Raw genomic sequence first — 24,492 nt, 5'->3', positions numbered from 1 at the left:
CTTACCGCCGAATGATCGCGTTTTGTAGGCCTATGCGGCCATAGTTGTAATTATTTTACTTATCCTGGGCCTCGGCGACGCGACGCCAGTGACCTTCAGGCGGGGTGGCAGGGCGGCAGGGGGTCTGGGCACAATGTAGGCGTTCCGCCGGCGTCTTGTCAGCCGGCCCCAGCCGGGAGCCTCCATGAGCCGACTGCGTCTCACCGAGCTGCCCGCCGTCGAGGCGGTGCCCGCCGCGTCCTGGAACGCCCTGGTGGGCGACGATCACCCCTTCCTGCGCCACGAGTTCCTGCATGCCCTGGAGGCCAGCGGGGCGGTGAGCCCGGCCTCCGGCTGGGTGCCTCGCCACCTGACCCTGTGGCGAGGCGAGAGCCTGGTGGGGCTGTTGCCGCACTACCACAAGTTCCACTCCTTCGGCGAGTACGTCTTCGATTGGGCCTGGGCCGAGGCCTGGGAGCGGGCCGGCGGACGCTACTACCCCAAGGGGCTCAGCGCGATCCCCTTCACGCCGGCCCCGGGGCCGCGCCTGGCGCTGGCCGCGGACGTCGATCCGCTGGCGGCCCGACGGCGGCTGGCCGAGGCCTGGGAGACGGGCGAGCTGTCGAGCTGGCACCTGCTGTTCGCCGAGCCGGCCGAGGTGGCCGCCTGGCAGGCGGCCTGCCCCGAGCTGATCCCGCGCCACGGCGTGCAGTTCCAGTGGCGGGACCGGGGCTACGGAGACTTCGCGGGCTTCCTCGCCGCCCTGACCTCGAAGCGGCGCAAGGCCATCCGCCGCGAGCGCCGCCGGGTCGCCGAGCAGGGGCTGACCCTGCATCGCCTGGAGGGCGAGGCCATCGGCGACGCCGACCTGGCGCACTTCTTCCGCTGCTACCAGCTCACCTACCTGGAGCGCGGCCGGCACGGCTACCTCAACGCGGAGTTCTTCGCCCGGTTGCGCCGCGCCATGCCCGAGGCGCTGCTGCTGGTCCAGGCGCGCCTCGAGGGCGCGCCGGTGGCGGCGGCCCTCTGCCTGCAGGGCCGCCGGACCCTGTACGGCCGCTACTGGGGCAGCGAGGTGCTGGCCGACGGCCTGCACTTCGAGGCCTGCTACTACCAGGGCATCGAGCACTGCCTGGCCCGCGGCCTGACCCTCTTCGACCCCGGTACCCAGGGCGAGCACAAGCTGACCCGCGGCTTCGCGCCGCGCCGGCTGACCTCGCTCCACCATATCGCCGACCCCCGCCTGCGGGCGGGGGTGGCGCGCTTCTGCGCCGAGGAGCGCGGGCATGTCGAGGCCTATGTCGCGGCCAGCCGGGCCGCCCTGCCGTTTCGCGCCACGCCCTGAGTCGGGTGCAGGGGGCCTCGCCGCGCGACGAGGATGGCGCTCGAGACGGTTTCGTGGATGAGGCCGGCGGGGGAAGATGGCATACTAGCCGCCATCGAAGACCTGGTGACGGATCCGCCGCATGCTCAAATGGTTGGCCATCGTGCTCATCGCCCTGCTGGCGTTGCTGCAGTATCGCCTGTGGCTCGGCGAAAGCGGCCTGCGCGAGCTGGCCGAGGTGCGCCAGCGGGTCGCCGCCCTGGAAGCCGAGAATGCGCCCCTGCGGGCGCGCAACGCCCGGCTCGCCGCCGAGGTGGTCGACCTCAAGACCGGGCTGGATGCCATCGAGGAGCGGGCGCGCAGCGACGTCGGCATGGTGCGCCGCGACGAGCAGTTCTTCTGGGTGCCCGATGCCGGGAGCGATGCCCGGGGAGGGCCGGCGCCTTGAGCGAGACGCCCTGGCTGGTGGTGCCCGCGGCGGGGCAGGGAAGGCGCATGGGCGCGGACCGCCCCAAGCAGTACCTGCCCCTGGCCGGCGCGCCGGTACTGGCCCGCACCCTGCAGCGCCTCCACCTGGCCTTTCCCCGGGCCCGGCTGTGCCTGTGCCTGGACCCCGAGGATGGGCGCTTCGATCCGGCCTGGGTGCCCTTCGCCGACTGGCGGCGGGTCCCCGGGGGCGCCGAGCGGGTCGATTCGGTGGTCAATGCCCTGATGGCCATCGCCGGGGACGCCGCCGACGAGGACCCGGTGCTGGTGCACGACGTGGCGCGACCCTGCGTGACCGTCGACGACCTGCGCCGTCTCCACGCGGCGGTGGTCGAGGACCCGGTGGGGGCGCTGCTGGCCGCCCCGGTGGCCGACACCATGAAGCGTGACGACGGCGCCGGCCGGGTGCGCGGCACCGAGCCCCGGGCGGGTCTCTGGCATGCCCAGACGCCCCAGGGGTTCCCCTATGGGCTGTTGCGTCGAGCCCTGGCCGCGGCCGCCGAGCACGGGGTCGCCGTGACCGACGAGGCCTCGGCGGTGGAGGCCCTGGGCATGGCACCACGCCTGATCGGCGCCCGTCGCGACAACCTCAAGATCACCCATCCCGAGGACCTGGCCCTGGCCGAGCTGATTCTCGCCGCCCAGGCCGCTGCCTCTTCCCATGACCCGAAACCACGCTGACGAGGGACACACCGCATGATGCGAATCGGCCACGGCTTCGATGTGCACCGCTTCGGCGAGGGCGACCACCTGATGATCGGGGGCGTCGCCGTTCCCTTCGGCCATGGCTTCATCGCCCACTCCGACGGCGATGTGCTCTTGCACGCGATCTGCGACGCCCTGCTCGGGGCCTGCGCCCTGGGCGACATCGGGCGCCACTTCCCGGATACCGACCCGGCCTGGGCCGGCGCCGACAGTCGCGCCCTGCTGCGTCGGGTGGTGGGGCTGGTCGGTCATGCCGGCTATCGGGTCGGCAACCTCGACGCCACGGTGATCGCCCAGGCGCCGCGGCTGGCGGGACATGTCGCGGCCATGACGGCGAACCTCGTCGCGGACCTGGGCGTGGCCAACGGCGCGGTCAACGTCAAGGCCACCACCACCGAGCGGCTGGGGTTCACCGGTCGCGGCGAAGGCGTCGCCGCCGAGGCGGTGGTGCTGCTGGTCGCCCGGGAGACGGCCCATGGCTGAGGCGATCCACTGGCCGCCGGACTGGCCCCGGGTGCTCGACGCCCGCTTCGGGGTGCCGCGCCCGGGTGCCTATCGTGCCCGTGCGGAGGACTTCCGGGTGGAGGAATGCCTCGGCTTCGCCCCCGAGGGGCAGGGCGAGCATCTCTGGCTGTGGGTGGAGAAACGCGACCTGACCACCGCCATGGTCGCCAAGCAGCTGGCCCGGGCCTGCGAGGTCGCGCCACGGCAGGTCGGCTATGCGGGGATGAAGGACCGCGTGGCGGTGACCCGCCAGTGGTTCTCGGTGCACCTGGCCGGTCGCGAGGCACCCGACGACCTGGTGGCGCGGCTCTCGGAGATGCCCCTCGAGCTGCTCGAGGTCACTCGGCACCCGCGCAAGCTCAAGCGCGGCGTGCACCGCGCCAATCGTTTCCGCCTGCGCCTGACCGGCGAGGCCCTGGCCGACCCGGACCTGCCCGCGCGCTGGGACTGGCTGTGCCGCCATGGCGTGCCCAACTACTTCGGCCCCCAGCGTTTCGGCCCCGACGGGCGCAACCTGCAGCGCGCGGTGAGCGTGCTGGCGCGGGGCTGGCGCAAGCGCGACGACCGCGACGGCATGCTGCTCTCGGCGGCGCGCAGCTACCTGTTCAACACCCTGCTCGCCGGGCGCATCGTCGATGGCAACTGGGCGACCCCGCTGCCGGGGGAGGCGGTGATCCTCGACGGCTCGAGCAGCCAGTTCGTCGCCGAGACCCTCGACGCCAGCCTGGTCGAGCGTGCCGAACGCCTCGACCTCCATCCCAGCGGCGTGCTCTGGGGGCAGGGGCGCTCGGTGGCCCGGGGCGAGGCGCTGGCCCGGGAGCAGGCCCTGGCCGAGGCCTGCCCCGCGCTCTGCGCCGGGCTCGAGCGGGCCGGCGTGCGCCTGGCGCGCCGGGCGCTGCGCCTGCGCCTGGAGGCCCCGAGACTCGAAGCCGGCGAGGACGATGCCTGGCTGTCCTTCACTTTGCCGCGGGGCGCCTTCGCCACGGCGGTGCTGCGCGAGCTGATCGCCCACCCGACCCTGAGTTTTCAATCGCCCCCGCGGGGGCCAGAGCAAGGAGCCGCGGATGCGTCGACTGCTGCTGTCCAATGATGACGGGGTCCATGCCCCGGGCCTGCGGGCCCTGCATGATGCCCTCTCTGCCCATGCTCGACTGCGCGTGGTGGCCCCGGACCGTGACAAGAGCGGGGCCAGCAATTCGCTGACCCTGATCCGGCCGCTGGCCCTGAGTGCCCTGGAGAACGGCTTTTACAGCGTCGACGGCACTCCGGCGGACTGCGTCTACCTGGGGGTCAACGGTGTCTGGGAGGAGCGTCCCGACCTGGTGATCTCCGGGATCAACCACGGCGGCAATCTGGGCGATGACGTGCTCTACTCCGGTACCGTGGCCGCGGCCATGGAAGGGCGCAACCTGGGCATGACCGCCATCGCCATGTCGCTGGTTGGCAACCGCCACTTCGACACCGCCGGGCGCGTGGCGGCGAGCCTGGTCGGTGCCGCCGACCAGCTGTCGCTGCCGCCGCGCAGCCTGCTCAACGTCAACGTGCCGGACCTGCCCTGGTCGGAGCTGCAAGGCTTCCGGGTCACCCGGCTCGGCTACCGGGGGCCGGCGGCCCGGCCGCTGGAGGTGCAGGACCCGCGGGGGCGCAAGCGCTACTGGATCGCGCCGGTGGGCGAGAATGCCGACGATGGCCCCGATACCGATTTCGCCGCCGTGGAGGCCGGCTTCGTCTCCATTACCCCGCTGCAGACCGACCTGACCCGGCATGCGGCCCGTGACGACGTGCAGGACTGGCTGGATGCGCTCACCTGATCTCCGGGGTGTCGGCATGACATCCCAACGAACCCGCGACCGGATGGCCGAACGCCTGGCCCGCCAGGGCATCGGCGACCGTCGCGTGCTGGAGGTGATGGCCAGCGAGCCACGCCACCTCTTCCTCGACGAGGCCTTGTCCCACCGGGCCTACGAGGACACCTCGCTGCCCATCGGCCATGGCCAGACCCTGTCCCAGCCGTGGATCGTGGCCCGCATGACGGAGCTGGTGATTCAGGAGGCGCGGGGGCGGGTGCTGGAGATCGGCACCGGCTCGGGCTACCAGACCCTGGTGCTGTCGCGGCTGGTCACGGAACTCTGGTCGGTGGAGCGGATCAATGCCCTGCACCGTCGAGCGGGGGAGCGGCTGCGGCTGCTCAGGGTGCACAATGCCTGCCTGCGGCTGGCCGACGGTGGGCACGGCTGGCCCGAGGCGGCCCCCTTCACGGTCATCCTGCTCACCGCCTGTGCCAGTGAGCTGCCGATCCCGCTGCTCGCTCAGCTGGCCGACGGCGGCGTGATCATCGCCCCCGTGGCGGGCAAGGACGGCCGCCAGTGGCTGATGCGGGTGCGCCGCCGCGGGGACCAATTCGAGAAAGAACGTCTGGAGCCGGTGCGCTTCGTGCCGCTGCTGGAAGGAGTCATTCGTTGAAGCGTCATCTTGGACTCGTGCTCAAGGGGGCCGGCATGGGCGCCGCCGATGCGGTGCCGGGCGTCTCCGGCGGCACCATCGCCTTCATCACCGGCATCTACGAGGAGCTCATCCACACCGTCAAGCAGTTCGGCCCGAGCGCCCTGGGCGCCTGGCGGCGCGGTGGCCTGGCGGGGCTGGCGAGCCACCTCAACCTGGCGTTCCTGCTGCCGCTGCTGGCCGGCATCGCCGCCAGCCTGGTGAGCGTCGCCCACCTGGTGGTGTGGCTGATGGAGGCCCAGCCGCGCCTGCTCGACGGCTTCTTCTTCGGCCTGGTGGCCGCCTCGGCGCTGGTCGTCGGTCGCCATCCCGCCGACTGGCGCTGGTGGCACGTGCTGCCGCTGGTGGCCGGCCTGCTGCTGGCCTATGGCCTGCCGTCCCTGATGCCGCTGGTGGCGCGGATCGGCAGCCCCGACCTGGTGCTGGTGGTGGGCGGGGCCATCGCCATCAGTGCGCTGCTGCTGCCGGGGGTCTCCGGCAGCTTCCTGCTGTTGACCATGGGGCTCTACGGCACCGTGATGGAGGCCATCCGCGGCTTCGACCTGGCGCTGATCGCGACCTTCGGCGGGGGCTGCCTGATCGGCCTGTTCGTCTTCTCGCGGGTGCTGTCCTGGTTGCTGGATCATTTCCACACCGCCACCCTGCAGCTGTTGCTGGGGTTCATCCTCGGCTCGTTGCCGATGCTCTGGCCCTGGCGGGAGCTGGTACGCTACCAGCTCGCCCCGGGTGGTCAGATGATTCCCCTCGATTACCGTTACCTGACACCGGGCGACTTCAGCGCGGTGACCGGCGAGCCCGCCCAGCTGACGGCCGTGGTGGCCCTGATGCTGACCGGTGCCGCCCTAGTGTGGCTGGTCGGTCGAACCAATCGCGACGCCGGCGCCTCGGCGCGCCCTGGCGCACTCAAGGACAAGGAGGAAGGCTCCGATGCATAAGGTATTGCTGATTTCCGGGCTGGCCCTGACGCTGGCCGGCTGCGCCGCGTCCCAGCAGCAGGCGCAACCGGTCCGGGTCCAGGACCTGTCCACCGAGCGGGCGACTTCCGCCCCCGCGGAATACACCGTCCAGGCCGGTGACACCCTCTATGGCATCGCCTGGCGCCATGACATGGACTACCGCGACCTGGCCCGGCTGAACCAGATCGGCCCCCCTTACCGTCTCCAGCCCGGCCAGACCCTGGTGCTGGGCGGCGAGGGGCGCGCCGAGGGCGAGGCCAGCGGCACGGCCGGGAGTTCCGGCGCCGTGGCCACCGGGCTCGGCGCCAGCGAAGGCGCTGGCGAGGGCGCCGACGAGTCCCTGGACTGGCTGCTGCCCGATGCCCCCGACGACGCCTCGGCCGCCGACGCCGGTGGCCAGGACGAGGCGAGCGCGGAGGCGCCGGACGAGGCAGGTGATGATGCCGGGGAAAGCGATGGGCCCGGTCCGGTCTACGACCCTGACAGCCCCGGCGCCGACGGGACCCTGAGCGAGGCCGACCAGGCCGAGCGTCGCGACCGGGAGGCTTCGGCGTCGGCCGAGACGGCCAGCGATGGCGACGTGCAGGCGGCCGAGGAGTCCGCCTCGCAGGAAGCGGCACCGGCCGCCGAGGCCGATGCGGGTGCCAGCGTGGCCGGCGAGCCGGAGGCGCCGACCAGCGAGCCGCGCCGTTACACGCCGGTGGACGAGGTGCCCTGGCAGTGGCCCGTCGAGGGCGAGGTCGTGGGCACGTTCGACGAGGGGGGCAGTGTCACCGCCGGCATTGATATCGACGGTCAAAAGGGGCAACCTGTCAAGGCAGCCGGCCCCGGCATCGTGGTCTACGCCGGCAACGGCGTCAGGGGCTACGGCAACCTGATCCTCCTCAAGCACAACGACCAGTTCCTGAGCGCCTATGCCCACAACGACAGCCTGAGGGTGAAGGAGAACGACGTGGTCGAGGCCGGTGAGGTGATCGCCACCATGGGAGACAGCGACGCCGAGGATGTCAGGTTGCACTTCGAGGTGCGCAAGGGCGGTCAGCCGCAGGACCCTCTGGAGTTCCTGCCGAAGCGTTGAATGGATGGGCCGCGGGATGACGCCTTGCAACGCGAGAGCAGCATATAATTACAAATCTTAACATCGATCGTTGGGGGCATGATCCGGTGCCCCGCAGCAAACATGGGGTAGCAATCGATGAGCATGCTTGAACGGGACCTTCAGGATGTGGATCTGGACACGGCCGCCGAGCCGGACGAGGCCACCGAGGAGGTCGAACTGGAGGCGGGGGCGGCCGACGACAGCGACGAGGCCTTCGAGAAGGCGCTGAGCAAGGAAGATCGGCACTACCATCACAGCCTCGACGCCACCCAGATCTACCTCAACGAGATCGGCTTCTCGCCGCTGCTGACGCCGGAAGAGGAGGTCCACTTCGGGCGCCTGGCCCGCAAGGGGGATCCCGCCGGGCGGTCGCGCATGATCGAGTCCAACCTGCGCCTGGTGGTCAAGATCGCGCGACGCTACCTCAACCGCGGCCTGACCCTGCTCGACCTGATCGAGGAGGGCAACCTCGGCCTGATCCGCGCGGTGGAGAAATTCGATCCCGAACGCGGCTTCCGCTTCTCGACCTACGCCACCTGGTGGATCCGCCAGACCATCGAGCGGGCGCTGATGAACCAGACTCGCACCATCCGCCTGCCCATCCACGTGGTAAAGGAACTCAACATCTACCTGCGGGCGGCCCGGGAGCTGACCCAGAAGCTCGACCACGAGGCCACCGCCGAGGAGATCGCCGACTACCTCGACAAGCCCGTGGAGACCGTCAAGAAGATGATGGGGCTCAACGAGCGGGTCTCCTCGGTGGACTACCCGGTGGGCAGCGAGAGCGACAAGCCGCTGATCGAGACGCTGACCGACGACAACGACCTGGGGCCGGAGTCGACCCTGGTGGACGGCGACGTCAAGCAGCACGTCGACGACTGGCTGGCCGAGCTCACCGACAAGCAGCGCGAGGTGGTAGTGCGCCGCTTCGGCCTGCGCGGGCACGAGGCCTCGACCCTGGAGCAGGTGGGGGAGGAGATCGGCCTGACCCGGGAGCGGGTCCGCCAGATCCAGGTCGAGGCGCTGAAGAAACTCAGGCGCCTGCTCGACAAGCAGGGGTTGGACCTGGACGCCATCTTCGAGTAACGGGCGCCCCGGCGACGATCATGGAAAGCCAGGACCGCGTCCTGGCTTTTTGCATTTATGCTTGATGCTTTCTCTGTGCGTTGCCTTTTTCCCAGCTTTAATTTCTGTTTTATTTAAAAAATTTGGTACATAACGCCATGAAATGGCGATGAATCTGGAGAATAATGGTTGGCCTATCTTCCCCAGACGATCCTTCCCGGAGTGCCCCATGGCCCGTCCCCTGCGTGCCGATATCGACCTCGACGCCCTGCGCCACAACTACCGCCTGGCCCGTGACCTGGCCCCCCGCAGCCAGGCGGTGGCGGTGCTCAAGGCCGATGCCTACGGCCACGGCCTGGTGCGCTGCGCCCGGGCCCTGGAGGGGCTCGCACCGGCCTTCGCCGTGGCCTGTCTCGAGGAGGCGCTGACGCTGCGCGAGGGCGGGATCGAGGCGCCGATCGTGCTGCTGGAGGGCATCTTCGTGGCCGATGAGTTGGCGCTGGTCGAGGCCCAGGGGCTGTGGATGGTCGTGCACAGCGACTGGCAGGTGGACGCCCTGCTGGCGTATCGTCCGGCCCGACCGATCCCGGTGTGGGTCAAGGTGGATTCCGGCATGCATCGCCTGGGCTTTCCCCCGGAGCGACTGGCCGAGGTGTGGGCGCGGCTCGCCGCGGCCCCCGAGCAGGCCCGTGACCTGCACCTGATGAGCCACTTCGCCACCGCCGACGCCGAGGACAGCGACGACTTCCGCCGCCAGTCGGCGCTGCTCGAGGCTCTCGCCGCCGACCTCGGGGCGCCCACCTGCCTGGCCAATTCCCCGGCGACCCTCGCCCGGCCGGAGAGCCATGGCGCCTGGAACCGCCCCGGAGTCATGCTGTACGGCAGCGACCCGCTGGAGACCCCCAATGCGGCCAGTCGGCGGCTGGCCCCGGTGATGACCCTGCGCTCCGAGATCATCGCCGTGCGCGAGCTGCCCGCGGGAGCGCCGGTGGGGTACGGCGGGCGCTGGCGGACGCCGCGGCCCTCGCGCATCGGCGTGGTGGCCTGTGGCTATGGCGATGGCTACGATCGCCATGCCGTCGACGGCACGCCGGTGCTGGTCGAGGGCCGGCGCACCGGGCTTGCCGGCAAGGTCTCCATGGACATGCTGACCGTGGATCTCACCGATATCCCCGAGGCCGACATCGGCAGCGAGGTGGTGCTGTGGGGGCGGGCCGGCGCCGGCAGCGTGCTGTCGGTGGACGAGGTGGCCCGCCACTGCGACACCATCAGCTACACCCTGCTCACCGGGGTGCTGCCGCGGGTGCCCAGGCGGTATCATGGCGGTCCATCGGGGACAGACCCCCATTGAGAGCCAGCCGATCAGGAGCCTTGCCATGGACAGGTGTCATCGATGGGGGTCTGTCCCCCAATGAGCCAGCCCAACTTCGCCCATCCCCGCTACTGGTCCACCTGGCTGGCCATTGCCGCCATGCATCTCGGTGCCTGGCTGCCCTGGCGCCTCAAGCTGTGGGTGGGCCAGGCGATCGGCCTGGCCGCCTGGCGATTCGCCAAGCGGCGCCGGCACATCACCGAGACCAATATCCGGCTGTGCTTCCCGGAGTTCGACGCCGACCGGCAGGCCGCGCTGGTGCGCGAGACCTTCATCGCCAACGGCATCGGCCTGCTCGAGACGGCCACCGGCTGGTGTCGCGATCCCGAGCACCTGCGCCATCGGGTGACCTTTCAGGGCCAGCAGCACATGGCCCGGGCTCAGGCACAGGGCCGGGGCGTGCTGATCATCGGCATCCACTTCTCCACCCTGGACCTGGGCGGCGCCCTGCATTCCCTGTTCTTCCCCGCCGACGCGGTCTATCGGCCCCACGACAACTCGCTGTTCGAACGCTTCATGACCCGCGCCCGCAGCCGGATCTTCGGCCAGGCCATCGATCGTCATGACCTGCGCGGCGTGGTGCGCCGGCTCAAGGCCGGGCACAACGTCTGGTACTCGCCGGACCAGGACTTCGGCCGCGAAGCCAGCGTGTTCGCGCCCTTCTTCGGCATCGAGGCGGCGACCATCAAGCTCACCGCCAAGATCGCCCGCATGACCGGGGCCCCGGTCATGCCGCTGATCTTCCACCGCAATCCGGACGGTCGCACCTACACCCTGGAGTACCTGCCGCCCCTGGAAGACTTCCCGTCCGGCGACGAGGTGGCCGACGCCACACGGGTCAATGCCGTCATCGAGGCCGCCATCCGCCGCCATCCCGAGCAGTACCTGTGGCTGCACCGGCGCTTCAAGACCCGGCCACGAGGGGAGGCGAGGCTCTACTGAGCCCCCGGGTCAGGTCCCCGCGAGTGGATCACGTGACGTTGGAATTGACGATTGCCCCGGGCTTGACGAGGCTTCGAGGAGCGGCGTCGCTCCAGGCGTCGCCTCGCGCCTTCAGGCAAGGAGATACCCATGCTAGGCAATGCCGTGATCTTCCTGATTATTGCCATTGTCGCCGGGGTGCTGGGGTTCGGTGGCATATCAGGCATCGCTGCGACCATCGCCCAGATCCTGTTCATCCTGTTTCTGGTGTTGTTCGTGGTGACGCTGATCCGCGGACGGCGCTGACGCCTGCCGGCTGTCACCGATCATTGGCAGGCGGGAGGCAGGTCGAGTCGATGCTCGCCCGTGGTCAGGCGGGCGTCGATGAACTCCCGGCCCAGCGGATGGTCGGCGCCGCGGGCGAGGGTCTCCACCACCCGCTCGGCGAAGGCCAGCAGCGCCTCCCGCTCAGCGTCGCCGGCGAACAGCGACAGGCTCTTCACCGCCTTGAGCAGCCCCAGGCCGGTGCTCTGATCGTCGGCCCCATAGTGCAGGATCGGCGTGAACAGCCGGTGCCGCAGGTCGTCGAAGCCTTCCAGCGGCCGGGTCACGCGCCGTTGCCCCTCCTCGTCCAACAGGGTGTTGCTGGGCTGCCAGCGCAGGCGGTGGCCGAGCAGGCCAAGCAGGTCGGTCAGGCGATGCACGCACAGTCGGGCGGTGCCGGGATCGTGGATGCCCGGCGACAGCGCCTTGACCGCCATCTCCATCAACTGGGTCAGGCCGTGCACGTAGTGCTCGGCCACCGATTCCCCCTCCAGGTAGCTCAGCGTGGCCCGCGCCGATTGGCACCAGTCGTCGCTCGGCGCCGTGGCGGCCTCGATATGCAGGATCAGCAGGCCCTGGACCACATAGTCGCCGAACCGGAAGTTCAGGTGCACCACGCCGTCGAGCCGGCCGGCCAGCCGGGCCAGGGCGCCGAGATCGGCGTTCTGCAGGTAGCCGGCGCGGCCTCCCGGCAGTATCCGCCGCTATAGCATGGCCGACGTGGCACGGCTGACCTTCGTCAAAACCGGACAGCGGCTGGGCTTCAGCCTGGACGAGATCGCCGAACTGGTACATGTATATCATGAGCAGGAGGGAAGCATCTCCTGCCCACTGATCGCATCATTACATATGGGCCTTATCAACGAGGAACCGCGCTCCCCCAGAAATTGAAACCGGCAAACCGCGGGACTTTCGATAGATAATCCGTCTCCATCCGCTGGATACCGAAGCCGGCGTGCCCGATGAGCTCGGGTATGTCGCGGTTGAGATTACAGCCACCCGCCACCTTGCACCACAGGGGGTTGACGCGGTCCTGCCACCGCCGCACGTCCTCGTCGGGTGCCGTGCCATGTTCGCAGAACAATAACCGGCCGCCTGGCTGGAGCACGCGACGCATCTGCTCGAGCGCGCGGAGCCCGTCCGGGATCGTGCACAGGGTGTAGGTGAGCACCACGGTATCCACGCTGTCGCTCTCCAGGGGGATCTCCTCGCCGGGCAAATCCAGCCAGCGCACCTCGAAGGGTGCGCCAGCGACGTTGTGGCGCGCCTTGCGGCGCATGCCTTCGGAGGGCTCGAGCCCCCACACCAACTCGACTTGGTGCGGGTCGTAGTGGGGAAGGTTGAGCCCGGACCCCATGCCCACTTCCAGAACCCGGCCTCGCGCCTGCGGCACCACTGCCGCCCGCTGGCGCTCGACCACTGCCAGGTGGAGGAGGTGTGGCAAAACGTGATTCTCGTAGAAGGACATCAGGGACCGCCGTCAGTGTGGTTGTCGCATGACCGATATACGGCCGGGCTATCCCAGTGTCGCCAGGGACGGGAAAAGGTCGACCATGATGCTGGAGAGCCGCGTCATGGTGCCCGAGACGATGGCAAGGCCCATCAGGATCACGATCGTGCCGGCGACCGGGCGAGCATAGGCGCTCCACCTCCCCAGACTTTGCCGATGCATCGCGAATCGATTGATCAGCAGGGTGCTGGCGAGAAAGGGCAGCGCCAGGCCCGCCGAGTAGGCGCTGAGATAGAGCATGCCGGCCTGGGCACTGGCGGCACTGGAGGTGGCCATCAGGATGGCGCCCAGGATGGGGCCGATACAGGGCGTCCAGCCGATGGCGAAGGAGACCCCGAACACCGTCGCCGACAGCGGGGAGCCGCCCTGGACGTTCGGTGTGAACTGTAGAGTGCGCTGGAACAGCGACAACCGGAACACACCGGTCATGAACAGACCCAGCACGATCACCGCCGAGCCGGCGACCCAGTTGAATTCCTGGCGATACCCCCGCATCAGTTGGCCGATACCGCTCGCGCCGAGCCCCAGCAGGATGAACACGATGCTGAAGCCGAAGACGAAGAAGACGCTGAGGATCAATGCCTCCAGCCGCCTGTCGGCCTTGCCGGCACTACCGCCCGTGACCACCGACAGGTAGGCCGGCAGCAGTGGCAGCGTGCAGGGCGAGAAGAAGGAGACCAACCCGCCGGCGAAGGCACCGATCAAACCGATAGAAGAGAGAGATTCCAAGGCGTTACGCTTCCTGGGGACAACATGCGAGACGCGAACCACGCCTGTGGCCGGCGGCCTGCTTCGCATTCGGTTCAGCGGATGATTCTAAAGGTTGTGTCCACTTCAAGGTCAACTACGAATCCTTGGCTAACAATATAATCCAAGCGAATATCAAGCACCCCGGAAGCCCTTGGCCTTAAAGTTGACTTAAAGGTTATTGTGCCCGGTACCTGATCGGCTTCATTGTTCCGCTGTCACCCTCAGAGACTTCAGAGTGTGCGCCGCCGAGGACGGGATGAAGACGCCCTGCCGACGTCGCGTGCCAGCGGGACTGACCGAAGCCTCGATCATTGAACCAGGCAGTCCACCCCGGGCGGCCGGAAGCTCCGAGTCACAGTGTTGAGGTGAAGCCATGCAAACACTCAGTATCGGTGAGCTTGCCGAACGTAGCGGGGTCGCCAGCCAGGCGATCCGCTTCTACGAGAAAGAGAAGCTCATGCCCGTCCCTCAGCGGACGGACGCCAACTACCGGCGTTATCCCCTGGATGCCGTGGCCAGGCTGCAATTCATCGTTCACGCCAAGCAGTGGGGCTTCACGCTCGACGAGATCCGTGAGCTGCTGATCCTCCAGGATGCCAACGGCGACCGGGCGCAGGCCAAGCGCATCGCCGCAGAGAAGCTGTACAAGATCCGCGAGCAGATCAAGCATCTCTCGCGGATAGAGGCCGTGCTGTCGAGAACCCTTGCCGAGTGCACGGGTGAAGGGCCGATGCAGGAAGGCTGCCCGATCGTCGAGGCCATCGCCGAGAAGGCCGAATGATCGACGTCGTCGCCTCCGGCGGCGTAACGCTGGGGCCCCGAGACTCGCATGCCGGGCCGGCGAAGAACCAAGTGGGGAGACCGCAATGATGGCGGAAAACGTCGATATCGAGATTCGCGGCATGTCCTGTGCCTCCTGTGTCGGGCGGGTGGAGCGGGCACTCGGCCAGCAGCCAGGCGTGGTCGACGCTCGGGTGAACCTGGCCACGCAGAAGGCGGCGATCCAGGTGGAAGGAGGCACCGCGACGGCCAGCCTGCTCGACGCCATCGAAACGGCGGGCTATCAGCCGGTGGTGGAGAGCCTCGACATTCCCGTCACCGGCATGAGCTGCGGATCCTGCGTCTCGCGGATAGAGCGAGCGCTCGGGAAGCTGCCCGGCATGGTCGAGGTGAGCGTCAATCTCGCCACCCGGAAAGCCTTCGTTCGCTTCCTGCCGGGGGCCGTGTCGTCGTCGCGCATCCATCATGCCATTCGGGAGGCGGGCTATGAGCCGCAGGAGGCCGAGGCGCCACAGCCGGCGGACGACGAGGATCGCGAGGAACGACGGCTTCGCCACCGGGTCCTGCTCGCTGCGGTGTTCACGATCCCGGTGGTCCTGATCGCCATGGGCAAGATGATCCCGGCGCTGGAGGCGCTGTTATCGAGCCTGATGCCGCATCGAGGCTGGATGGGGATCGAGTGGTTGTTGACCACGCCCGTGCAGTTCTATGCCGGGGCGCGCTTCTATCGTGCCGGCTATGCCGAGCTCCGGCACGCCAATCCGGGCATGAACAGCCTGGTCATGATCGGCTCGAGCGCCGCCTACTTCTATTCGGTTGCCGCCCTGCTGGTGCCCGGGTTCTTCCCCACCGGTACCGCCGAGAGTTACTTCGAGGCGGCGGCGGTGATCGTGACGCTGATCCTGTTGGGACGCTACTTCGAGCATATCGCCAAGGGCCGCACCTCCGAGGCGATCAAGAAGCTCCTGCAACTGCAGGCGAAAACCGCCCGCCTCGTTCGCGACGATGAAACGGTCGAGGTGCCGATCGAAGCCGTCGTGCCCGGCGATCGCCTCCTGGTCCGCCCGGGGGAAAGCATCCCGGTGGACGGCGTCGTTGAGGAAGGCCATTCCTACGTCGACGAGTCGATGATCAGCGGTGAGCCGGTGCCGGTCGCCAAGCAGCAGGAGGCCGAAGTCGTCGGCGGCACCATCAACAAGAACGGGGCGCTCACCTTCCGTGCGACGCGAGTCGGCGGTGACACGCTGTTGTCGCAAATCATCAGGATGGTGGAAGCAGCGCAGGCCGAGAAGCCCCCGATCCAGCAACTGGCCGACAAGATCGCCGGGGTGTTCGTGCCCGCGGTCATCGCCATCGCCCTGATCACCTTCGGGGTGTGGTTCGCCTTCGGGCCGCCCCCGGCCCTGTCCTTCGCCTTCGTCACCACGGTGAGCGTGCTGCTGATCGCCTGCCCCTGCGCCATGGGCCTGGCCACCCCGACCGCGATCATGGTCGGCACCGGCAAGGGCGCCGAGATGGGGGTGCTGTTTCGCAAGGGCGCGGCGCTCGAGACGCTGGCCAAGATGGATACGGTGGTGCTGGACAAGACCGGCACCCTGACCCGGGGTCGCCCCGAGCTGACCGACTTCGAAGCGATCGACGGCCACGAGAACGAGGTGCTGCGACTGGTCGCCGCGGTGGAAGCGCAGAGCGAGCACCCCATCGCCGAGGCCATCGTGCGCGGCGCCAGGGCGCGTGGACTCGAGCTGCCGGCCGTCAGCCATTTCGGCGCCGAGCCGGGTTACGGTATCGAGGCCGACGTCGCCGGTCACCGGCTTCACGTGGGAGCCGATCGCTACATGAACCGGCTGGGGATCGAGCTCGGCCAGGCGGAGGCACGCGCCAAGGCGTTTGCCGAGGACGCCAAGAGCCCGCTCTATGCCGCGGTGGACGGCCGGCTCGCCGCGGTCATCGCGGTGGCCGACCCGCTCAAGGCGGGCTCGGCCGAGGCCATCGCGGCGCTCAAGGCGCAGGGGCTGGAGGTGGCCATGCTTACCGGCGACAACAGGGCCACCGCCGACGCCATCGCTCGGCAGGTCGGTATCCAGCGGATCCTCGCCGAGGTGCTGCCCGATCAGAAGGCGGCGGAGATACGGCGCCTCCAGTCGGAGGGCAAGCGTGTCGCCTTCGTGGGGGACGGGATCAACGATGCACCCGCCCTGGCCCAGGCCGATGTGGGCATTGCGATCGGCACCGGGACCGATATTGCCATCGAGGCCGGCGATGTGGTGCTGATGCGTGGCGACCTGCGGGGCATCGTCAATGCCACGGCGCTTTCCAGGCGTACCCACCGGACCATTATCGGTAATTTCGTCTGGGCCTATGGCTACAACCTGGCACTGATCCCCGTGGCGGCGGGCGTGCTCTATCCGCTCGTCGGCGTATTGCTCAACCCCATGCTGGCGGCTGCCGCCATGAGCATCTCCAGCGTCTTCGTGCTGACCAACTCGCTGCGGTTACGCCGCTTCACGCCGGATATCGATGACACTTCACCAGTGACAAGCGGTGAGCCCCAGGCGGGTCAGGTCCACCAAGCTCAAGCGGTGAAAGCAGCCAGGAGATCAATATGATGGGAAGCGAAGCATGTACATGGGGGATGGCAGGGATGGGGCTGATTTCCATCCTGCTGATTGTTGCGTTGGTACTTGGCATTGCTGCGCTCGTCAAATATCTATTTTTCAAAAAGAGGCGCGAGGAGTAAAGGAAACGTGCTGACCAGGACTAAACCTTCATTGGCTTAACGAAAGGATGCGGCACACCACATGAGACGGAAATGACAAGCAAGCTTGGTGTAAAGCATAGGCTCATATTGGGAGCCACCCTACTGATTGGCTTAGCGGCTCTCTACTGGGCCCTGTTGGAGACCGGTGCCTTATCGATATTCTCTGATAAGAGGGCCTTGCGCGAGTGGGTTGGTCAACTGGGTTTCTGGGGGCCGCTGGCCATTATGGCCATGATGATAGCGGCCATTGTCATGAGCCCAATACCCAGCGGACCGATCGCCATGGCGGCCGGGGCGTCCTACGGTCCTGTTTGGGGAACCGTGTATGTGGTCATCGGTGCCGAGGCCGGCGCACTGATTGCCTTCGGCATTGCCCGCCTGCTCGGCTACGAGGCGATGCATCGCTGGTCGCGTATACGTCCCATGTTGGCCTGGCTGGAAAAGGAGCGCTCTCAGACAGGGTTGATGCTCGTCGTTTTCGCATCGCGATTGGTGCCGTTCATTTCATTCGATGCGGTCAGTTACGCGGCGGGCCTCACACCGCTGGCCTTCTGGCGTTTCTTGATCGCCACGCTGGCCGGCGTGATTCCGACGGCGTACCTGATCGTCATTTTCGGCGAAGTCCTCATTACCGCCGACTCCCGCGGTCTCACGGTCGCGTTGATCCTGATCAGCGGAATCACGCTATTTCCGATCCTGGCGAAACTCGTTTGGGCTCTGCATCGAAAACGACGGAATAGCTCGAATTGACGGGCTGAAGAGGCCGGCCGTCGCTATCGGCGTCAGCGCTCAGTGGCACCTGAATTCCTCCTCTCCCGTGAGGTTCATACGTGAAACGGCGATTGTTACTGCTTTTACCCCTGTTGATTTTCCTGGGGCTGGGTTTCTTTCTCTACCGAGGCTTGGCTATGGATCCCAGTGCCCGTGATTCGGCACTACTGGCCCAGCCGTTTCCGGCCTTTACCCTTTCGACACTGGAGGATCCCGATGCACGGGTCGATGAGTCGCTACTACGCGGGCAGGTCACGCTGGTCAATGTCTGGGCCGAGTGGTGCCCGACCTGCAAGGAAGAAATGCCCCAGTTGCTGACACTCGCCGAACGGGGCGTACGCTTGATCGGCATCGACTACAAGGATACCCGCGCCAAAGGGCGGGAGTTTCTTGACGAGTTCGGCCATCCCTTCGAAGTCAATATCTTCGATCCGGATGGCGACTTGGGTTTCGAACTCGGCGTCTACGGCGTGCCGGAAACCTTCCTCGTCGATGCCGATGGCTTCATTCGCTATAAGCACACGGGATATATCACCCCCGACGATGTCGAGCGGGTCATGCGGGAGGTGGAAAAATGGCATTGATGATCCGGGCACGGCAGTCTCGGCCATCATGATCACGCGCTAACTCGGCGATAGGCATTGGTTGCCAGAACATAAGGAAGACTCATGCTGCAATATCCTCAGATCGATCCCGTGGCCATTTCCCTTGGGCCAGTGAAGATTCACTGGTATGGCCTGATGTATGTCGTGGGCTTCATCGCCGCTTGGTGGCTGGGTCGACGACGTGCCCACCGCCTGGGCCTGAGTCACGACGATATCGGCGACCTGCTCTTCTATGGCGCCGTGGGGGTAGTACTCGGTGGCCGCCTGGGTTACGTGCTGTTCTATGGGTTCGATCAACTCCTGGCCAACCCTTGGTGGCTATTCAAGATCTGGGAAGGGGGCATGAGTTTCCATGGCGGGCTTGCCGGTGTGTTGATTGCGGCGTTGCTGTTTGCCCGCAAGCACCGCCTGGCCTTCTTTCAGTTGACCGATTTCATCGCCCCGCTGGTGCCGATCGGCCTGGGTGCCGGGCGGCTTGGCAATTTCATCAATCACGAGTTGCCGGGGCGTATCAGCGACGTTCCCTGGGCCATGGCGTTCCCCCCTATGATGGGGCTGGGGCCGGAGCCGCGCCATCCCTCGGCACTCTACGAGTTCGCCCTTGAAGGCGTGGTGCTGTTCGCCGTGCTGTGGTGGTTGTCGCGCCGACCGCACCAGCGGGGCATGATCTCCGGGTTGTTCCTGATGTTCTACGGCGCCTTCCGATTCACCGTGGAGTTCGTGCGCCTGCCCGACCCCCAGTTGGGGTTCATCGCCTTCGGCTGGCTGACCATGGGGCAGCTGTTGACCCTGCCGATGCTCGTCGCGGGCCTTGCCCTGATCGCCTGGTCGAGGCGCCAGCCGGTGGATAAGGCGAAAGCGGCGGCAGCCTCATGAACACGGCCCTCGCTTCTCTGCTGGTGCTGCTGTTCGTCGCCACACCCATAGCGGCCCGTGGAGAGTTTCCCGTGGGCGGTGGCAAGATCACCACCTTCAGTTACTCGGCTCAACGGGAATTCCTGCCGGCTAAAGAAGCCTTCCGGGCCAGCGCCTGGCGAGACGATGAACGGCTCTATGTCGGCTTCATCATCGCCGAGGACTATTATCTTCACCGGTACCAGTTCGCGCTTGACAGCCGCGATCCCGGGGTCAGTTTCGGTGAACTGGCCTTGCCACCCGGCGAATCCATGGTGCATGCGTCTCTGGGGGAGATTTACGTGTTCCATGACCAGGTGGTGGTCAGTGCGTCCATCGAGGCAAGCGACGCCGTTGCCGGGCCGCTGGCCATCACGGTGACCTTTCAGGGCTGTTCCGACCGGGGACTCTGCTATCCGCCCGACCAGGTCGAGCTCGACTCGCTCCACGGCTCGCCTCCGGCAGCTTTCGATTCTCCCCCTCGTGATACTGGGAATAGCGAAAAGGGAGCGCCTTGAATGGATCCCACCGACCTGAGCCTGCCGCCGCTGGCGGCGGCCTTCGTCTTCGGCCTGCTGGGGGGCGCGCACTGCATCGGCATGTGTGGCGGCATCATGAGTGCCCTGACCTTTGCTGTGCCCCCCAGCATGCGTCAGCCGAGCCGCCTGGCCGGCCTGTTGCTCGGCTACAATCTAGGTCGCATCAGCAGCTACATGATCGCCGGTGCCCTGGTGGCGCTACTCGGTTCCGTGCTCAATCATGCCCTGGACGGTATCGCCCTGGTGCTGCGTATCCTGGCGGCGGTCATGCTGATTCTGATGGCGTTGTATATCGCCGACTGGTGGAAGGGCTTGCTGCGTGTCGAGGCCCTGGGTCGCTTCCTGTGGCGGCGTATCGAACCGGTGGGCCGACGCTTGATACCCGTCGTGAAGGTGCCCCAGGCCTTCGCGCTGGGCTCGATCTGGGGCTGGATGCCCTGCGGGCTGATCTATTCGATGCTGGCCTGGAGTCTGGCCGTGGCCGAGCCGTTGCGCGCCGCGGCGATGATGGGGGCCTTCGGGTTCGGCACCCTGCCCGTCGTCCTGGCGACCGGTGTGGCGGCGCGGCGCGTCTCGCTATGGATCCGGCATCCGGCGACCCGCACGATGGCAGCACTGCTGATCATCGCGTTCGCCATCTGGCAACTCTGGCATCTGCAGTCCATGACCGGCATGGACGATATAGCCGGCGGCATGACGTCATCGCATCACGGATGGCCACTGCGCGGGCCATCCGTGACGATAGCCGGTTGCGCCGATCCCAGCGCTTCGATCAGTTGCCTCAGGCTGGGAGCCCGGGGAGCGTCATCGTGGATAGTGTGATCCAACCATCGCGCTATCGCCTGGAGTTCTTGAATCCTCAAGCGAACGTGGCACCGTTGATCGGCCAGCGGCGTGTAGCTATCGACAACCGGAGGGCTGTCTTGGTCCGCCCAGGTCAATATCTTCTTGATTTCTGGGAGACCGACTCCCAGCGAGCGAAGGCAATCGATGAAACGAAGACGCCCCAACGCCTCCGCGTCATAGAGGTGATAGCCGTTGCGCGGATCCCGGCACGGTCGCAACAAGCCTTCCCGCGTGTAGTGGCGTACCGTTTCCGCCGTTACCCCACCAGCCCGAGCCAGTTCGGTGACTCGCATTGCCTTTTCCTCACCTGCCCACTTGAAGTCAGCTTACAACCCTGAGGCCACCCAAAGGTCAAGGCCTGGCTGGGGCGTCCCGTGACAGGAATCCCATCCCGGCCCAGAGGTTCCAAAATGAGGGCTTGACCTTGAAGTTGGCTTCAAGGATACCTTTCCAGCAAGCAGCTCCGCTGCCGGGTGAAAATCGAAGCCAAGCCGTGCCATCAGCCTTGCTGGTGGAAAGGTGATTCCCAGGAAGATAGAGGAGAAGTGTCATGCGGAAACGTCATACTGCGATCTTGACTGCCGCCATCATCGTTACCGGTAGCTTCGGGGCCGGCTCGCTTCTTGCGCAGGAAGAGAATCAGCAGGAGTCAATGGAAGGTCAGGGCATGCAGGGCAACATGATGCAGGAAGGTGGCATGCACGGCATGATGGGAATGATGAGTGAAATGAATGCCATGATGAAAAACTGCAATGCCATGATGGAAAACATGCAACAGGGGCATGAAACCGATAGCAACGCCTGAAGTGGCATTGGCCGGGGCTGCTTCGCATAGGAGCAGCCTCCTCCAGGATTGGGTGACGCGAGGGGAGGACGGTACGTGAAAAAAGCATTCTATACGCCACTACTTGTCTTGGCACTGATGACCAGTTTTCCTTCCCTTGCCCATTCCCTCGAAGATGCCGAGGCAGAGTTGCAAGAGCGGGAACGCTACGCCCAGTTCGTCGACCAGCCAGCGCCGGCATTTTCGTTGACCGATGCTGACGGTAATACCATGTCGTCTTCCGAACTGGAAGATAACGTCGTGGTGCTCAATTTCATCTACACCCGCTGCCAGGAAGCCTGCCCGGTGCATATGAACCTGATAGCCGAGGTGCAGAGGCAAGTCAACGACATCGGCCTGCGTAATGAGGTCGAATTCATTACCATTGCCACCGACAGCGAAGACATCGCCGGCACGCGCGACAATATGCGTGCCTACGGTAGTAATTTTGATCTGAACCCCACCAACTGGCATTTTCTCTATCGGGCAGAAAACGAGCCTGCCGATACCACCCGCCAGGTTGCGGAGGCCTATGGCCTTCGATTCGATGATGTGGCCGAGGGCGTCCAGGCCCACGGGGTTGTCACTCATGTCATCGACCAATCGGGACGGATGCGTGCCCGCTTTCATGGACTGGAGTTCGTGCCTGAGCATCTGACTTCTTATGTAAAAGTCCTTGCGGAAGGGCCAGAGACATTATCCACCGGGGTATGGGATCGTATTCGTCATGCTGTCGTCAACACCTTCAACTAATGCCGCGAGAGTATAGCCGGCCTCGCTGCCGAGCGTTCTCGTGAACTCTATGGAGACTCAGTCTATGAGACACCTGAAGAAACTCACCATGGCTGCACTGCTGGCCTTTCCTCTATCGGGACTGGCAGCCGAGACGTCGGCGACCCTCTACAAGAATCCCAACTGTGGCTGCTGTGCCGAATACGCCAAGTACCTCGAACGAAACGGGTTCGAGGTGGAGGCAGTCGATACCCAGGATCTTGCCCAGGTGAAAGCCGAGCACGATGTCCCCGAGAAACTGCATGGTTGCCACACCACGCTCATCGACGACTACGTTTTCGAGGGTCACGTCCCTGTGGAAAGCCTCACTCGGGTGCTCGAAGAGGAACCATTCATCAAAGGCCTGAGCGTACCCGGCATGCCGCTTGGCTCACCGGGAATGTCGGGCGAGAAACAGGGTTCGCTCGAGGTCTTTACCCTGGCCTTCCAGCCAACCGACACACCAGAAATCTACGCCACACACTGAAGGTAAGCCGTGGTGATGAGAAAACTGATCGGAACCAGTTGGTTAGCGGCGGCATTGTGGGGAGCGATCACCTCTTCGGCCGTCGCCGAACCGCCTGAACGTGTGGGGCCGAATGGATTTCTTCTCTGGGAAAGTCCACGAGACGTGTCGGAAATCAGCTTCGAGGCTGGCGACGGCACCCCGCTGACGCTGACCGACTTCGATGGAAAGCCGATCCTGCTCAACATCTGGGCGACATGGTGTGGCCCTTGCCGCGAGGAAATGCCTACCCTGGATGCCCTCCAGGCTGAATTGGGCGGGACGGATTTCGAGGTCGTTGCGCTCTCGATCGATCGCCAGGGCATCGCGGTCGTCAACGAGTTCTATCAGGAGATGGAGATCGAGCATCTTGCCCCCTATGTCGATCCAACCGGCATGGCCAGCGCGAGCCTGGGTGCCGTGGGTATTCCCACGACGCTTCTGCTCGACCGCCAGGGCAGGGAGATCGGACGCCTGGTCGGGGAGGCTGAATGGGATACCCCCGAGATGATCGACTTTCTTGCCGAAACCATAGGAACCTCCAAAGAGGAAGCGCCATGAGCTGCTGTAACGACAAGACCCAACAGAGCAAAGAAAAAGCTGGACTGAAAGGCTGGGTGACGGGACCACGCCGCTGGATGCTGTTGGGTGCCGTGGTCGTGGTGGGTGGCCTTGCCATGGGCTGGGATCAACTGGTCCTGCTGGGTATCGCTCCTGTCCTGGTTAGCCTGTTGCCTTGCCTCGTCATGTGCGGAGCAATGTGCCTGATGAAATGCAAGGACAAGAAAGGTAAGGCTACCGACCAGGGCGAAGCCCCTGACGTCCAAGCCGGGATGGAAGCCTCTACCGCGGTATCCACGCAGACGGCATCTGCCAATCGCCAAGCGGCGGATCGCCAGGTGCCATCCGAGCGGCCCGTATCCAAGCTCCACGCCTAGACACGGGATAAGGGGGGATGCTGGAGCTTGCCAATATCGGACTAGTGACGGCCTTTCTGGCGGGCCTGATCTCGTTCGCTTCGCCCTGTGTCTTGCCGCTCGTGCCTGGCTATCTCTCCTTCGTGGCCGGGCGCTCGCTGGGGCAGATCCAGGAAGCGGACCGGCGCGAGCGACTCCGGGTGTTGACCCAGTCGATCTGGTTCGTGTTCGGCTTTTCCACGGTATTCTTGATGCTGGGGGCCAGTGCCACGGCCATCGGTCGCCTACTGCTGGTCTATCGCCAGGAGGCGAACCTGGTCGGCGGTCTCATCGTCATTCTGTTCGGTGCCTTCATGACCGGGCTCATCCCGCTGCACTGGTTACAGCGAGAATGGCGGTTTATCGGCAGGCTCAAGGAGGAGGGGGGCGGGCCCGGTGCGGCTTATCTGCTCGGCGTGGCGTTCGCGTTCGGCTGGACCCCCTGTATCGGCCCGATCCTGGGCGCCATTCTGACCCTCAGCGCTTCAACGGCCAACGCCACGAGCGGCATGGCATTGCTTGGCATTTATTCGCTGGGCCTGGGGGTGCCCTTTCTGCTGAGTGCCGTTTCGCTCGACCGTTTCTTGCAACACCGGAAATTCCTGCACCGCTGGGGCCGGGTCATGCATCTGGCGGCCGGGCTGATCATGATCCTGATGGGCATCTTGATGATCACCGGAAAACTGACCGACTTGTCCTATTGGTTATTACGCACCTTCCCTGCTCTAGGCAGCATTGGCTAGA

At 66.1% G+C, this 24,492-nt stretch carries 31 protein-coding genes and 1 pseudogene; 28 read left to right on the top strand and 4 right to left on the bottom strand.

Annotated features, from left to right (window positions below; all coding sequences use genetic code 11):
• Positions 1-184 precede the first annotated feature (184 nt).
• The 13 genes from FHR97_RS10100 to FHR97_RS10040 all read left to right on the top strand — a co-directional run bounded on the left by FHR97_RS10100 (position 185) and on the right by FHR97_RS10040 (position 11,219).
• Positions 185-1,324 (top strand): GNAT family N-acetyltransferase, encoded by a 1,140-nt coding sequence (locus FHR97_RS10100; protein WP_183383661.1) that lies wholly within the window; start codon positions 185-187, stop codon positions 1,322-1,324.
• A 121-nt stretch (positions 1,325-1,445) separates the two neighbouring features.
• Complete coding sequence (gene ftsB, locus FHR97_RS10095) at positions 1,446-1,751, top strand: cell division protein FtsB (RefSeq protein WP_183383660.1); 306 nt, start codon at positions 1,446-1,448, stop codon at positions 1,749-1,751.
• Positions 1,748-2,470, top strand: a complete 723-nt coding sequence (gene ispD, locus FHR97_RS10090) for a 2-C-methyl-D-erythritol 4-phosphate cytidylyltransferase (RefSeq protein WP_183383659.1) — start codon at positions 1,748-1,750, stop codon at positions 2,468-2,470. Before ftsB ends, ispD begins: the two co-directional genes overlap by 4 nt.
• An 18-nt stretch (positions 2,471-2,488) precedes the next feature.
• Entirely contained in the window at positions 2,489-2,977 is a 489-nt protein-coding gene (gene ispF, locus FHR97_RS10085; RefSeq protein ID WP_281380469.1) for a 2-C-methyl-D-erythritol 2,4-cyclodiphosphate synthase, read from the top strand.
• The gene (gene truD / locus FHR97_RS10080) at positions 2,970-4,088 is read left to right on the top strand and encodes a tRNA pseudouridine(13) synthase TruD (RefSeq protein WP_183383657.1); all 1,119 of its coding nucleotides are present in this window, start codon (positions 2,970-2,972) and stop codon (positions 4,086-4,088) included. The genes ispF and truD overlap by 8 nt, the downstream gene beginning before the upstream one ends.
• Positions 4,063-4,809: a 5'/3'-nucleotidase SurE gene (surE, locus tag FHR97_RS10075; protein ID WP_183383656.1), complete on the top strand. Its 747-nt coding sequence runs from the start codon at positions 4,063-4,065 to the stop codon at positions 4,807-4,809. Before truD ends, surE begins: the two co-directional genes overlap by 26 nt.
• A 16-nt stretch (positions 4,810-4,825) precedes the next feature.
• Positions 4,826-5,461, top strand: a complete 636-nt coding sequence (locus tag FHR97_RS10070; RefSeq protein ID WP_425486079.1) for a protein-L-isoaspartate(D-aspartate) O-methyltransferase — start codon at positions 4,826-4,828, stop codon at positions 5,459-5,461.
• Positions 5,458-6,435, top strand: coding sequence for a DUF368 domain-containing protein (locus FHR97_RS10065; protein WP_246403904.1), 978 nt, complete (start codon positions 5,458-5,460; stop codon positions 6,433-6,435). Before FHR97_RS10070 ends, FHR97_RS10065 begins: the two co-directional genes overlap by 4 nt.
• Positions 6,428-7,534, top strand: a complete 1,107-nt coding sequence (locus FHR97_RS10060; RefSeq protein ID WP_183383654.1) for a peptidoglycan DD-metalloendopeptidase family protein — start codon at positions 6,428-6,430, stop codon at positions 7,532-7,534. Before FHR97_RS10065 ends, FHR97_RS10060 begins: the two co-directional genes overlap by 8 nt.
• Before the next feature lie 117 nt (positions 7,535-7,651).
• Positions 7,652-8,641: an RNA polymerase sigma factor RpoS gene (gene rpoS / locus FHR97_RS10055; protein WP_183383653.1), complete on the top strand. Its 990-nt coding sequence runs from the start codon at positions 7,652-7,654 to the stop codon at positions 8,639-8,641.
• 208 nt (positions 8,642-8,849) lie between these two features.
• Positions 8,850-9,971 carry an alanine racemase gene (alr, locus tag FHR97_RS10050; RefSeq protein ID WP_183383652.1) on the top strand — a complete coding sequence of 374 codons (1,122 nt, stop codon included), beginning with the start codon at positions 8,850-8,852 and terminating at the stop codon, positions 9,969-9,971.
• A gap of 60 nt (positions 9,972-10,031) precedes the next feature.
• On the top strand, positions 10,032-10,934 hold the full coding sequence (lpxL, locus tag FHR97_RS10045; protein WP_183383651.1) for an LpxL/LpxP family Kdo(2)-lipid IV(A) lauroyl/palmitoleoyl acyltransferase: 903 nt from the start codon (positions 10,032-10,034) through the stop codon (positions 10,932-10,934).
• A 129-nt stretch (positions 10,935-11,063) separates the two neighbouring features.
• Positions 11,064-11,219, top strand: coding sequence for a DUF1328 domain-containing protein (locus FHR97_RS10040; RefSeq protein ID WP_183383650.1), 156 nt, complete (start codon positions 11,064-11,066; stop codon positions 11,217-11,219).
• A gap of 20 nt (positions 11,220-11,239) precedes the next feature.
• Here the strand turns inward: FHR97_RS10040 and FHR97_RS10035 are convergent, their stop codons facing one another.
• Complete coding sequence (locus FHR97_RS10035) at positions 11,240-11,932, bottom strand: DUF2254 family protein (RefSeq protein WP_221187766.1); 693 nt, start codon at positions 11,930-11,932, stop codon at positions 11,240-11,242.
• Between FHR97_RS10035 and FHR97_RS10030 the strand changes: the two are divergent.
• Positions 11,928-12,128, top strand: a pseudogene (locus tag FHR97_RS10030) (MerR family DNA-binding protein); the annotation flags it as partial. The gene FHR97_RS10035 and the pseudogene FHR97_RS10030 sit on opposite strands and share 5 nt — an antisense overlap.
• Here the strand turns inward: FHR97_RS10030 and FHR97_RS10025 are convergent.
• Both FHR97_RS10025 and FHR97_RS10020 read right to left on the bottom strand, forming a co-directional pair.
• Positions 12,097-12,705, bottom strand: a complete 609-nt coding sequence (locus tag FHR97_RS10025) for a class I SAM-dependent methyltransferase (protein ID WP_183383648.1) — start codon at positions 12,703-12,705, stop codon at positions 12,097-12,099. The pseudogene FHR97_RS10030 and the gene FHR97_RS10025 sit on opposite strands and share 32 nt — an antisense overlap.
• Positions 12,706-12,753: 48 nt before the next feature.
• Complete coding sequence (locus FHR97_RS10020) at positions 12,754-13,476, bottom strand: cytochrome c biogenesis CcdA family protein (protein ID WP_183383647.1); 723 nt, start codon at positions 13,474-13,476, stop codon at positions 12,754-12,756.
• A gap of 394 nt (positions 13,477-13,870) precedes the next feature.
• Between FHR97_RS10020 and FHR97_RS10015 the strand changes: the two genes are divergently transcribed.
• The 8 genes from FHR97_RS10015 to FHR97_RS09985 all read left to right on the top strand — a co-directional run bounded on the left by FHR97_RS10015 (position 13,871) and on the right by FHR97_RS09985 (position 20,669).
• A complete protein-coding gene (locus FHR97_RS10015) occupies positions 13,871-14,278 on the top strand; it encodes a heavy metal-responsive transcriptional regulator (protein ID WP_183383646.1) in 408 nt (135 codons plus the stop codon).
• A gap of 85 nt (positions 14,279-14,363) precedes the next feature.
• The gene (locus FHR97_RS10010; protein ID WP_425486078.1) at positions 14,364-16,886 is read left to right on the top strand and encodes a heavy metal translocating P-type ATPase; all 2,523 of its coding nucleotides are present in this window, start codon (positions 14,364-14,366) and stop codon (positions 16,884-16,886) included.
• Complete coding sequence (locus tag FHR97_RS20515) at positions 16,883-17,017, top strand: hypothetical protein (protein WP_281380467.1); 135 nt, start codon at positions 16,883-16,885, stop codon at positions 17,015-17,017. Before FHR97_RS10010 ends, FHR97_RS20515 begins: the two co-directional genes overlap by 4 nt.
• 72 nt (positions 17,018-17,089) lie before the next feature.
• Positions 17,090-17,788 (top strand): TVP38/TMEM64 family protein, encoded by a 699-nt coding sequence (locus FHR97_RS10005; RefSeq protein ID WP_183383645.1) that lies wholly within the window; start codon positions 17,090-17,092, stop codon positions 17,786-17,788.
• 80 nt (positions 17,789-17,868) lie between these two features.
• Positions 17,869-18,393, top strand: a complete 525-nt coding sequence (locus tag FHR97_RS10000; RefSeq protein ID WP_183383644.1) for a DsbE family thiol:disulfide interchange protein — start codon at positions 17,869-17,871, stop codon at positions 18,391-18,393.
• Between the two features lie 84 nt (positions 18,394-18,477).
• Positions 18,478-19,290 (top strand): prolipoprotein diacylglyceryl transferase, encoded by an 813-nt coding sequence (lgt, locus tag FHR97_RS09995; RefSeq protein ID WP_183383643.1) that lies wholly within the window; start codon positions 18,478-18,480, stop codon positions 19,288-19,290.
• Entirely contained in the window at positions 19,287-19,826 is a 540-nt protein-coding gene (locus FHR97_RS09990) for a protein-disulfide reductase DsbD N-terminal domain-containing protein (RefSeq protein WP_183383642.1), read from the top strand. Before lgt ends, FHR97_RS09990 begins: the two co-directional genes overlap by 4 nt.
• Positions 19,827-20,669, top strand: a complete 843-nt coding sequence (locus FHR97_RS09985) for an urease accessory protein UreH domain-containing protein (protein ID WP_183383641.1) — start codon at positions 19,827-19,829, stop codon at positions 20,667-20,669.
• On the opposite strand, the gene FHR97_RS09980 is transcribed toward FHR97_RS09985, so the two are convergent.
• A complete protein-coding gene (locus FHR97_RS09980; RefSeq protein WP_183383640.1) occupies positions 20,555-20,986 on the bottom strand; it encodes a MerR family transcriptional regulator in 432 nt (143 codons plus the stop codon). The genes FHR97_RS09985 and FHR97_RS09980 overlap by 115 nt on opposite strands.
• A 257-nt stretch (positions 20,987-21,243) precedes the next feature.
• Here FHR97_RS09980 and FHR97_RS09975 point away from each other — a divergent pair, with 257 nt between their 5' ends.
• From FHR97_RS09975 to FHR97_RS09950, 6 genes are all read left to right on the top strand, one after another.
• Positions 21,244-21,498, top strand: a complete 255-nt coding sequence (locus FHR97_RS09975) for a hypothetical protein (protein WP_183383639.1) — start codon at positions 21,244-21,246, stop codon at positions 21,496-21,498.
• 75 nt (positions 21,499-21,573) lie between these two features.
• The gene (locus tag FHR97_RS09970) at positions 21,574-22,269 is read left to right on the top strand and encodes an SCO family protein (protein ID WP_343065585.1); all 696 of its coding nucleotides are present in this window, start codon (positions 21,574-21,576) and stop codon (positions 22,267-22,269) included.
• An 88-nt stretch (positions 22,270-22,357) separates the two neighbouring features.
• A complete protein-coding gene (locus tag FHR97_RS09965) occupies positions 22,358-22,774 on the top strand; it encodes a DUF411 domain-containing protein (protein WP_246403900.1) in 417 nt (138 codons plus the stop codon).
• 15 nt (positions 22,775-22,789) lie between these two features.
• Positions 22,790-23,353, top strand: a complete 564-nt coding sequence (locus tag FHR97_RS09960) for a TlpA family protein disulfide reductase (protein WP_183383637.1) — start codon at positions 22,790-22,792, stop codon at positions 23,351-23,353.
• Positions 23,350-23,730 (top strand): hypothetical protein, encoded by a 381-nt coding sequence (locus FHR97_RS09955; RefSeq protein ID WP_183383636.1) that lies wholly within the window; start codon positions 23,350-23,352, stop codon positions 23,728-23,730. The genes FHR97_RS09960 and FHR97_RS09955 overlap by 4 nt, the downstream gene beginning before the upstream one ends.
• A gap of 17 nt (positions 23,731-23,747) precedes the next feature.
• Positions 23,748-24,491 carry a cytochrome c biogenesis CcdA family protein gene (locus FHR97_RS09950; protein WP_183383635.1) on the top strand — a complete coding sequence of 248 codons (744 nt, stop codon included), beginning with the start codon at positions 23,748-23,750 and terminating at the stop codon, positions 24,489-24,491.
• Position 24,492 lies beyond the last annotated feature (1 nt).

Origin of the sequence: Halomonas stenophila (genome assembly GCF_014192275.1) — a bacterium.
GTDB classification, from domain to species: Bacteria; Pseudomonadota; Gammaproteobacteria; order Pseudomonadales; family Halomonadaceae; genus Halomonas; species Halomonas stenophila.
Note: the sequence above shows the minus strand (reverse complement) of the source record. Positions and strands in the feature narration are given on the sequence as shown.

Coding starts and splice junctions, on each gene's coding strand:
- rpoS (WP_183383653.1), top strand. CDS start 7,652: ATGAGCATGCTTGAACGGGACCTTCAGGATGTGGATCTGGACACGGCC.
- lgt (WP_183383643.1), top strand. CDS start 18,478: ATGCTGCAATATCCTCAGATCGATCCCGTGGCCATTTCCCTTGGGCCA.
- alr (WP_183383652.1), top strand. CDS start 8,850: ATGGCCCGTCCCCTGCGTGCCGATATCGACCTCGACGCCCTGCGCCAC.
- FHR97_RS09955 (WP_183383636.1), top strand. CDS start 23,350: ATGAGCTGCTGTAACGACAAGACCCAACAGAGCAAAGAAAAAGCTGGA.
- FHR97_RS10015 (WP_183383646.1), top strand. CDS start 13,871: ATGCAAACACTCAGTATCGGTGAGCTTGCCGAACGTAGCGGGGTCGCC.
- FHR97_RS10100 (WP_183383661.1), top strand. CDS start 185: ATGAGCCGACTGCGTCTCACCGAGCTGCCCGCCGTCGAGGCGGTGCCC.
- FHR97_RS09960 (WP_183383637.1), top strand. CDS start 22,790: ATGAGAAAACTGATCGGAACCAGTTGGTTAGCGGCGGCATTGTGGGGA.
- FHR97_RS10060 (WP_183383654.1), top strand. CDS start 6,428: ATGCATAAGGTATTGCTGATTTCCGGGCTGGCCCTGACGCTGGCCGGC.
- FHR97_RS20515 (WP_281380467.1), top strand. CDS start 16,883: ATGATGGGAAGCGAAGCATGTACATGGGGGATGGCAGGGATGGGGCTG.
- FHR97_RS09980 (WP_183383640.1), bottom strand. CDS start 20,986: ATGCGAGTCACCGAACTGGCTCGGGCTGGTGGGGTAACGGCGGAAACG.
- FHR97_RS09965 (WP_246403900.1), top strand. CDS start 22,358: ATGGCTGCACTGCTGGCCTTTCCTCTATCGGGACTGGCAGCCGAGACG.
- FHR97_RS09950 (WP_183383635.1), top strand. CDS start 23,748: ATGCTGGAGCTTGCCAATATCGGACTAGTGACGGCCTTTCTGGCGGGC.
- ftsB (WP_183383660.1), top strand. CDS start 1,446: ATGCTCAAATGGTTGGCCATCGTGCTCATCGCCCTGCTGGCGTTGCTG.
- FHR97_RS09975 (WP_183383639.1), top strand. CDS start 21,244: ATGCGGAAACGTCATACTGCGATCTTGACTGCCGCCATCATCGTTACC.
- FHR97_RS10070 (WP_425486079.1), top strand. CDS start 4,826: ATGACATCCCAACGAACCCGCGACCGGATGGCCGAACGCCTGGCCCGC.
- ispF (WP_281380469.1), top strand. CDS start 2,489: ATGCGAATCGGCCACGGCTTCGATGTGCACCGCTTCGGCGAGGGCGAC.
- surE (WP_183383656.1), top strand. CDS start 4,063: ATGCGTCGACTGCTGCTGTCCAATGATGACGGGGTCCATGCCCCGGGC.
- lpxL (WP_183383651.1), top strand. CDS start 10,032: ATGAGCCAGCCCAACTTCGCCCATCCCCGCTACTGGTCCACCTGGCTG.
- FHR97_RS09990 (WP_183383642.1), top strand. CDS start 19,287: ATGAACACGGCCCTCGCTTCTCTGCTGGTGCTGCTGTTCGTCGCCACA.
- FHR97_RS10025 (WP_183383648.1), bottom strand. CDS start 12,705: ATGTCCTTCTACGAGAATCACGTTTTGCCACACCTCCTCCACCTGGCA.
- truD (WP_183383657.1), top strand. CDS start 2,970: ATGGCTGAGGCGATCCACTGGCCGCCGGACTGGCCCCGGGTGCTCGAC.
- FHR97_RS09985 (WP_183383641.1), top strand. CDS start 19,827: ATGGATCCCACCGACCTGAGCCTGCCGCCGCTGGCGGCGGCCTTCGTC.
- FHR97_RS10005 (WP_183383645.1), top strand. CDS start 17,090: ATGACAAGCAAGCTTGGTGTAAAGCATAGGCTCATATTGGGAGCCACC.
- FHR97_RS10040 (WP_183383650.1), top strand. CDS start 11,064: ATGCTAGGCAATGCCGTGATCTTCCTGATTATTGCCATTGTCGCCGGG.
- FHR97_RS10010 (WP_425486078.1), top strand. CDS start 14,364: ATGATGGCGGAAAACGTCGATATCGAGATTCGCGGCATGTCCTGTGCC.